Origin of the sequence: Pseudomonas sp. CF161 (assembly GCF_000416215.1) — a bacterium.
GTDB lineage: Bacteria > Pseudomonadota > Gammaproteobacteria > Pseudomonadales > Pseudomonadaceae > Aquipseudomonas.
Genome location: NZ_ATLP01000041.1, coordinates 83,153 through 90,802 on the forward strand (window position 1 = coordinate 83,153; position 7,650 = coordinate 90,802).

Below are 7,650 nucleotides of genomic sequence, written 5' to 3' on the forward strand. Positions count from 1 at the left end.
GTCGCGATGACTGAGCTGTCGAACGTGCCGGTCACGGCACTCAAGGGCGTCGGCGAAGCCATGGCCGAAAAGCTGGCCAAGGTCGGCCTGGAAAACCTCCAGGACGTGCTGTTCCACCTGCCCCTGCGTTACCAGGACCGCACCCGCGTGGTGCCCATCGGCGCCCTGCGCCCGGGCCAGGACGCGGTGATCGAAGGCACCGTCAGCGGCGCCGACGTGGTCATGGGCAAGCGCCGCAGCCTGCTGGTACGCCTGCAGGACGGCACCGGCGGCCTGAGCCTGCGCTTCTACCACTTCAGCAATGCACAGAAAGACGGCCTGAAGCGCGGCACCCGCGTGCGCTGCTACGGCGAAGCCCGGCCCGGCGCTTCCGGGTTGGAGATTTACCACCCGGAATACCGCGCCATCAGCGGCGACGAGCCACCTCCGGTGGACCAGACCCTGACCCCGATCTACCCGCTCACCGAAGGCCTGACCCAGCAACGCCTGCGCCAGCTGTGCCAGCAAAGCCTGGCCCTGCTCGGCCCGAGCAGCCTGCCCGACTGGCTGCCGCAGGAGCTGGCGCGCGATTACCAGCTGGCGCCGCTGGACGATGCGATTCGCTACCTGCATCACCCACCGGCCGACGCCGATGTCGACGAACTCGCCCTCGGCCATCACTGGGCCCAGCATCGCCTGGCGTTCGAAGAACTGCTGACCCACCAGCTGTCCCAGCAACGCCTGCGCGAAAGCATGCGCTCGCTGCGCGCGCCGGCCATGCCCCCGGCGAAAAAACTGCCGGCCAAATACCTGCGCAACCTGGGCTTTGCGCCCACCGGCGCGCAACAGCGAGTGGGCCGGGAAATCGCCTACGACCTCAGCCAGCCCGAGCCGATGCTGCGCCTGATCCAGGGTGATGTCGGCGCCGGCAAGACCGTGGTTGCCGCCCTCGCCGCCCTGCAGGCCCTGGAAGCCGGTTATCAGGTGGCGTTGATGGCGCCGACCGAAATTCTCGCCGAGCAGCACTTCATTACTTTCAAACGCTGGCTCGAGCCCCTGGGCCTGGAAGTCGCCTGGCTGGCCGGCAAGCTAAAGGGCAAGAACCGCAGCGCTGCCCTGGAACAGATCGCCGCCGGCGCGCCGATGGTGGTCGGCACCCACGCGCTGTTCCAGGACGAAGTGCAGTTCAAGAACCTGGCCCTGGTGATTATCGACGAACAGCATCGCTTCGGCGTGCAGCAGCGCCTGGCCCTGCGCCAGAAAGGCGTTGGCGGGCGCATGTGCCCGCACCAGTTGATCATGACGGCCACGCCGATTCCCCGGACCCTGGCCATGAGCGCCTACGCCGACCTCGACACCTCGATCCTCGACGAACTGCCCCCCGGACGCACCCCGGTCAATACCGTGCTGGTGACCGACAGCCGCCGCGTCGAAGTCATCGAGCGGGTGCGGGCCGCCTGCGCCGAAGGGCGCCAGGCGTATTGGGTCTGCACCTTGATCGAAGAGTCCGAAGAGCTGACCTGCCAGGCCGCCGAAACCACCTACGAAGACCTGACCGCGGCCCTCGGCGAACTGCGCGTGGGCTTGATCCACGGGCGCATGAAGCCTGCGGAAAAAGCCGAAGTCATGGCCCAGTTCAAGGCCGGCGCGCTGCAGTTGCTGGTGGCGACCACGGTGATCGAGGTCGGGGTCGATGTGCCCAATGCCAGCCTGATGATCATTGAAAACCCCGAACGCCTGGGTCTGGCGCAGTTGCACCAGTTGCGCGGCCGGGTCGGACGCGGCAGCGCCGCCAGCCACTGCGTGCTGCTCTATCATCCGCCGCTGTCACAGATCGGTCGCCAGCGCCTGGGCATCATGCGGGAAACCAACGACGGCTTCGTCATCGCCGAAAAGGACCTGGAGCTGCGCGGGCCCGGCGAGATGCTCGGCACGCGCCAGACCGGTTTGCTGCAATTCAAGGTCGCCGACCTGATGCGCGATGCCGACCTGCTGCCGGCCGTGCGCGACGCAGCCCAGGCCCTGCTGGAGCGCTGGCCGCACCACGTGAGCCCGCTGCTGGACCGCTGGCTGCGTCACGGCCAGCAATACGGCCAAGTGTGAAACACCTCTCAGTTAATGGAACGCTGGTGTAACCAAGCTGGTTATACTGGTCCAATTGTTGGGAAAACGGATACAGACCATGACCGAAGTTGCCCTCGCCGACCAAGCCCCGCACGCTCCGTCTGTAATCCGGTTGCTGCTGGGCAAGCTGGCCATCAGCTATAACGAAGTGCTCGACCGCCCCGGTCTCCCGACCGAGCGCAAGGTGCAGGCGATTCTGCTGGACGACGCCGTCGGCGCGCTCATGGTGCTGTTCCCGCAGAGCCAGTTGCTGGACCTCAATCGCCTGGCCGAGCTTACGGGCCGGCGCCTGACCGCGGTGTCCACCGAACGCCTGGAGCGCATGCTCGGCAAACACAGCCTGAGCCTGTTGCCCGGCCTGCCGGCCCTCACCAGTTCACCGTGCCTGTACGAAGAAAGCCTGCTGCGCGAGCCCAGTGTGCTGATCAATTCCGGCGAGCCCGGGGTGCTTCTGGAAATCACCCGCGAAGACTTCAAGACCATGCTCAGCAAGGCCAGCGCCGGCAATTTCGGCGAAGCCCTGAGCCTCATCCGGCCGAACCTCGACCGCCCCGATGATGACCGCGAGGAAATCACCCAGGCGATGCAGGCCTTCACCGCCCGCCGGATCCAGCAGCGCCTGGAAGCCACCATCGAGATTCCGCCCCTGGCGGAAACTGCACAAAAAATCATCAAGCTGCGGGTCGACCCCAACGCCACCATCGACGACATCACCGGCGTGGTCGAGACCGACCCGGCCCTGGCCGCCCAGGTGGTGAGCTGGGCCGCCTCGCCGTACTACGCCTCGCCCGGCAAGATCCGTTCGGTGGAAGACGCCATTGTCCGCGTGCTGGGCTTTGACCTGGTGATCAACCTGGCGCTGGGCCTGGCCCTGGGCAAGACCCTGAGCCTGCCCAAGGATCAGCCGCAGCATTCGACGCCGTACTGGCAGCAGTCGATCTACACCGCCGCCGTGATCGAAGGCCTGACCCGCGCCATGCCTCGCGCCCAGCGCCCGGAAGCCGGCCTGACCTACCTCGCCGGCCTGCTGCACAACTTCGGTTACCTGCTGCTGGCCCATGTGTTCCCGCCGCACTTCTCGCTGATCTGCCGGCACCTGGAGGTCAACCCGCACCTGTGCCACAGCTATGTCGAGCAGCACCTGCTGGGCATCAGCCGCGAGCAGATCGGCGCCTGGCTGATGCGCTACTGGGACATGCCGGACGAGTTGTCCACGGCCCTGCGCTTCCAGCACGACCCGAGCTACGACGGCGCCTACGCCGAATACCCGAACCTGGTGTGCCTGGCGGTGCGCCTGCTGCGTAGCCGCGGCATTGGTTCCGGCCCCGATGAAGACATCCCCGACGCCCTGCTCGAACGCGTCGGCCTGAGCCGCGACAAGGCCGAGGATGTGGTCAGCAAAGTCCTGGAAGCCGAAGTGCTGCTGCGGGAACTGGCGTCGCAATTCAGCCAGGCCTGAACCGCCGCCACAAAAAACGCCCCGCACGGGCTAGTGCCGATCAGTTAAGCGCTAGAGCGAACGAAACATCACCTGAGGCGAGGGAGCTTGCTCCCGTGGGGCTGGCCGGGGATCCGGGGCGTAGCAGTGTCTTTTTGGGGCCGCTGCGCGGCCCGGCGGGAGCAAGCTCCCTCGCCACAATGACAGTGCTTGCCCTTAACTGACTGGCATGGGCGTTTTTTTGCCGGTGTAGCCTCGCGGCAGCGGCGACGGATCAGGCTTTGGGCTTGGGCTTTTTCGGTTTGAGGTATTTGGTCAGGCCCTGGAACCAGATCACCAGCGCGGGGTTGCCCTTGATCTGGATCGATTTGTCCTGGATCCCGGTCATGAAGGCCAGTTGCTTGTTCTTGGCCTGCATCGTCGCGAAGCCGTAGGCGGCGTCTTTGAAGGCGATGGCGAAGGCAGGATCGGGATAGGTGCCGGAGCGGCTGGTAATGCGCTGGTTCTTGACGAAGAAGTGCCGGGAGACGTTGCCGTCGAGGGTCTGCAACTGGAACACCAGTTCCTTGTCGCCCAGCTGTTGCTGGAAGGCGGCGTTGTTACGGCTGGCTTTGCCCATCAACAGGCCAAGCATCCACAGAAGAAAACGAAATTTCATGCACGGCGCCTCGGGTAGTTATTAGATGGCCCGGGCAGTTTAACCGTTCAGTAAAAGAGCGCCAGCGATCTCCGTGATTACCCGGAGATCGACTGGCGTTTAGCACTTATCGCCTCATCTTGTCAGACAATCGCGGACTCAGACGTTAGGGCAAGGCACCGGTGCCCAGTCACCCAGGTCCGGGCTTTTGCACATGCTGTTGACTTGGGTCTGGCCGGTGCTGGCGACCTTGGCGCTTTCGTCCTGCTTGACCTTGGCGTCCCGCAGGGTCTTCTCGGTCGCGACCGCTTCCTGAGGCACCTTCGGCAGTGGTGGCTTCTTGGTCACTTTCGGCGGCTGCTTGGTCTTGCTCTTGCCGCTGGTCACCAGCGTCGTGGTATCGGCGGCGACCACAGTGGCCACGTCGGTACGCTGCACGCCCACTTGCTGCAGGTCTTTCTCGTAGGCCTGGGTGTAGTTGTTCAGGTCTTCGCCGGCCTTGCCGTTAACCGCGGTGATCAGGTCGTTGGACTCTTTCAGGCCGGCGACGATTTCCGCCAGGCGCTTGCGGCCTTCGGTGTCGTTGATGGTCTTGGCCTTGCGACCCGAGATCAGGTTGTCGAACTCGCGCTGGTAGCAGCTCTGCGAAGCCTTGGCGTACGCGGTGCTGCGGTCGATGTCGGCCGCGCTCTTGTTGACGTCGGTGGCGTAGGAGCCGATGCGCTGGTTGTCATCGCTGATCTGCTTCTGGCGCTCGGTGTAGTAACCCGCTGCGCCGCCGGCCAGGGCGCCGCCAGCGGCACCGATGGCGGCATTGCGACCGCGTTTTTCCGAATCGCCGGTCAGGGCGCCCAGCAGTGCACCGCCGGCTGCGCCCAGGGCAGCGCCGGTGACGACCGACTTGGTCATGTCCGAGTCAGTGGCACGCAGGTGCTGGACCGGCTCGTAGCAGCTCGGGTAGTACTCGACCTTGGTCGTCGAGGCGACCTTGGACACCGGTGAAGTGGCACAGCCGGTCAACACGGTGCTGAATCCGGCGGCAACCAACAGCAGGTGACGCTTGGATGTTGAAGCAAATGGTTTGCGGGAAAAAAGCATGTTTGTTTTCTCGTTTAAGTTTGACCAGCTCGGTACGGCGCCATGCCGTCCGAGACCCTCCAAGCTCGCCAGACAGCGTCCACTCAAGGTTTCTGAGCGGTCGATGCGAGCAGTTCTTTCAAAATCGTCGCCGGATCGGCTCGCCGTTGCTGGCGATAATTCCCGACATGACGAACGAATAGGGTTGCGCGCGTCACCAGGCTCTTGCCGAGCACTGGCTTGCGATTCAGTTCTTCCTTGATGCGTTGAAACTGCGCCTGGATCACCGCGTCGGTGTAGCGGGTGCCGGTGGCCAGGTTGTCGATGTAGATCGCCACCGCGCCGTCGAGTGCGCTGCGGCCGTTGTCGATGGCTTCGGCGAACAGCTTGGCGCTGGGCTCGTCCTTGGCATCGACGGCCTGCTGCTGGCTCTTCTTCAGGTTGGTCAGGCGGATGTTGTAGTTATTGATGGTCTCGGCCACCAGCGCCGAGGACTGGATCAGGTTGCCGGCGGCCTCTTCCCGCTGCTGGGCGATCAGCGAGACATTGCGCTTGAGCTCTTCGTTGACCAGCCCCAACTCGGCTTGCAGGCGCGGGTCGACGCTGGCGGCAATGATGCTGTCCAGGCGCTTGGTCGGGTCCTGGGCGTCATCGATGGCATCGGTCAGGGACGCCAGGCGACCCTCTTTCTGCCACTGGGCGAACAGCTCCTTGTAGCGCGAACGCGGCGCTGCCAGGGCCCCCAGGGCCACGCGGAAACCGGTGGTCTCGTTGCTCTGCTCGGTGCCATCGGCGGCGAACAGCGGGTACTCGCGGCGCATGCCGGTGAACAGCGTGCCCTCGCCTTCAAGGTAGTTGCCGCCCTTGACCACAAAGCCGCCGTAGGTGCCCTGGCGACGCCCGGAATGCACCAGCTGGAAGGACTCCTGGACCATCTCGGCGGCGTTGCCGATCACGTCGAACATGCCGATGGGGTTGGGCAGCTTGGTGCCGATCGGCATCAGCCGCGCAGCTTGCCCGGTGCCGCCGGCCACCTGGTTGAACACCGCCCAGTCCGCCAGCGGGCCGTCGCTGTCGCTGCCATCCAGGCGCCGGGGGAACAGGCGCCCCTCCAGATCCTGGCGGCTCACGGCCTGGCCACCACGGGCGGCGTATTCCCACTCGACCTCGGTCGGCAACCGCACAAAACCCAGGCCGCCGTCTTCGCTGGCAGTACCCCGGCCGCTGACCGGCAGCAGGTCACGGTGGTACTTCATCAGCCAGGCGCTGTACACCGCGGCAAAGCGCTCGGCCTCGAAGCGCGAGAGCTTGACCTTGGGCAAGCGCCCCTGCATGCCTTCGGGCGCTTCGCAGGCCGGGGCCGGTTCGCCGCTGGCCAGGGATTGAGCCTGGGCCATGACTTGCGCGTACTGGCGCGCCGTGACTTCGTATTTGCCGATGAAATACAGCATCGGCTTGAGCGGGATCCCGGCCCCGGATTTGGGCAGCCCCGAGGCGATGCTCTTGCTCCAGCTCGAAGGCAGGTCCTTGACGGTGAACTGGCCGTTGATGAAGTCGCGGCGGTAGCCGGAAATAAACGACTGCTGATACCCCGCCTCGCCTTCGCTGAAGGGGTAGCCGAGGCTGATCTCGCGGTCGTCGAGGGTGCCCTGGGCCAGCACGTACACGTAACGGAACACCATCTCGCCGTCGCACGGCAGCGGCAGGCTGACGTCGTCCGGCAACGGCTTGGGGTTGTCCAGCTTGTTGAACTCATCGGCCCACACGGCGCCGGTCAGGGTCAGGGCCAGCGCGGCACTCAGCAACTTATACATCTCGAATTCCTTCACACGCTTCAATGCGCGATACACGCCAGCCACCCAGGGCTGCCGCCACGGTGCTGACGCCCAGCGTCGCGAACAGGGCCAGCGCGTAGTGCGCCGGTAACAGGTGGCTGGCGTATTCGCCCGGCACCTGCATGAACAAACGGTTCAGGCCGGTTTCGGCCAGGGCGTACAGCAGCCCGCTCAACAGCGCGGCAAACCCGGCGCTGTACAACGCCTGGGCCACCACGAACAGCAACAACGCGGCGGTGGAGAATCCCAGCAGGCGCAGCACCGACAACTCGCGGCGCTTGCGCGCGACCGCCGCCAGGGCTCCGGCGAAGATCGCCGCAAAGGCCCCCGCCAGGGCCAGCCCGGCTATGACCCAGAAAACGATCGATAGGTTGCGGCTCAGTGACTGCACTTGGGCGATCGTCTGCGCCTGGGTCGACACCAGCAGCCCGCGCTCGGCGAAGTACAGGCGCAGGGGCTCGACGTCATCCAGGCTGCGGGCATACAGGCGAAACCCCGGGTACACCCGCTGCGCAGCCGCGCCCGGGGCGTCGCCGGCCCAGCCCAAGGCGGCCACGGCG

Annotated in this window: 6 protein-coding genes; 2 read left to right on the forward strand and 4 right to left on the reverse strand. The window is 65.4% G+C overall.

The annotated features are described in order from the left end of the window. Window positions 1-6: 6 nt before the first annotated feature. Both recG and CF161_RS07890 read left to right on the forward strand, forming a co-directional pair. Entirely contained in the window at window positions 7-2,082 is a 2,076-nt protein-coding gene (gene recG / locus CF161_RS07885; protein ID WP_020296033.1) for an ATP-dependent DNA helicase RecG, read from the forward strand. Between the two features lie 79 nt (window positions 2,083-2,161). Beyond that, window positions 2,162-3,562, forward strand: coding sequence for an aminoacyl-tRNA deacylase and HDOD domain-containing protein (locus CF161_RS07890; RefSeq protein ID WP_020296034.1), 1,401 nt, complete (start codon window positions 2,162-2,164; stop codon window positions 3,560-3,562). A 253-nt stretch (window positions 3,563-3,815) separates the two neighbouring features. Here CF161_RS07890 and CF161_RS07895 read toward each other — a convergent pair whose 3' ends face one another. The 4 genes from CF161_RS07895 to CF161_RS07910 all read right to left on the reverse strand — a co-directional run. Continuing rightward, complete coding sequence (locus tag CF161_RS07895) at window positions 3,816-4,199, reverse strand: hypothetical protein (RefSeq protein ID WP_020296035.1); 384 nt, start codon at window positions 4,197-4,199, stop codon at window positions 3,816-3,818. Window positions 4,200-4,337: 138 nt separating this feature from the next. Beyond that, complete coding sequence (gene tagQ / locus CF161_RS07900) at window positions 4,338-5,276, reverse strand: type VI secretion system-associated lipoprotein TagQ (protein ID WP_020296036.1); 939 nt, start codon at window positions 5,274-5,276, stop codon at window positions 4,338-4,340. An 83-nt stretch (window positions 5,277-5,359) separates the two neighbouring features. Next, the gene (locus CF161_RS07905; protein WP_020296037.1) at window positions 5,360-7,069 is read right to left on the reverse strand and encodes an SUMF1/EgtB/PvdO family nonheme iron enzyme; all 1,710 of its coding nucleotides are present in this window, start codon (window positions 7,067-7,069) and stop codon (window positions 5,360-5,362) included. Then, window positions 7,062-7,650 (reverse strand): FtsX-like permease family protein (locus CF161_RS07910; protein ID WP_020296038.1); only part of this gene is annotated, 589 nt, incomplete at its 5' end. The genes CF161_RS07910 and CF161_RS07905, both read right to left, overlap by 8 nt.

What these genes read in the sequence shown, in the direction of transcription:
- recG (WP_020296033.1), top strand. Translation starts at nt 7, where the DNA reads ATGACTGAGCTGTCGAACGTGCCGGTCACGGCACTCAAGGGCGTCGGC.
- CF161_RS07890 (WP_020296034.1), top strand. Translation starts at nt 2,162, where the DNA reads ATGACCGAAGTTGCCCTCGCCGACCAAGCCCCGCACGCTCCGTCTGTA.
- CF161_RS07895 (WP_020296035.1), bottom strand. Translation starts at nt 4,199, where the DNA reads ATGAAATTTCGTTTTCTTCTGTGGATGCTTGGCCTGTTGATGGGCAAA.
- tagQ (WP_020296036.1), bottom strand. Translation starts at nt 5,276, where the DNA reads ATGCTTTTTTCCCGCAAACCATTTGCTTCAACATCCAAGCGTCACCTG.
- CF161_RS07905 (WP_020296037.1), bottom strand. Translation starts at nt 7,069, where the DNA reads ATGTATAAGTTGCTGAGTGCCGCGCTGGCCCTGACCCTGACCGGCGCC.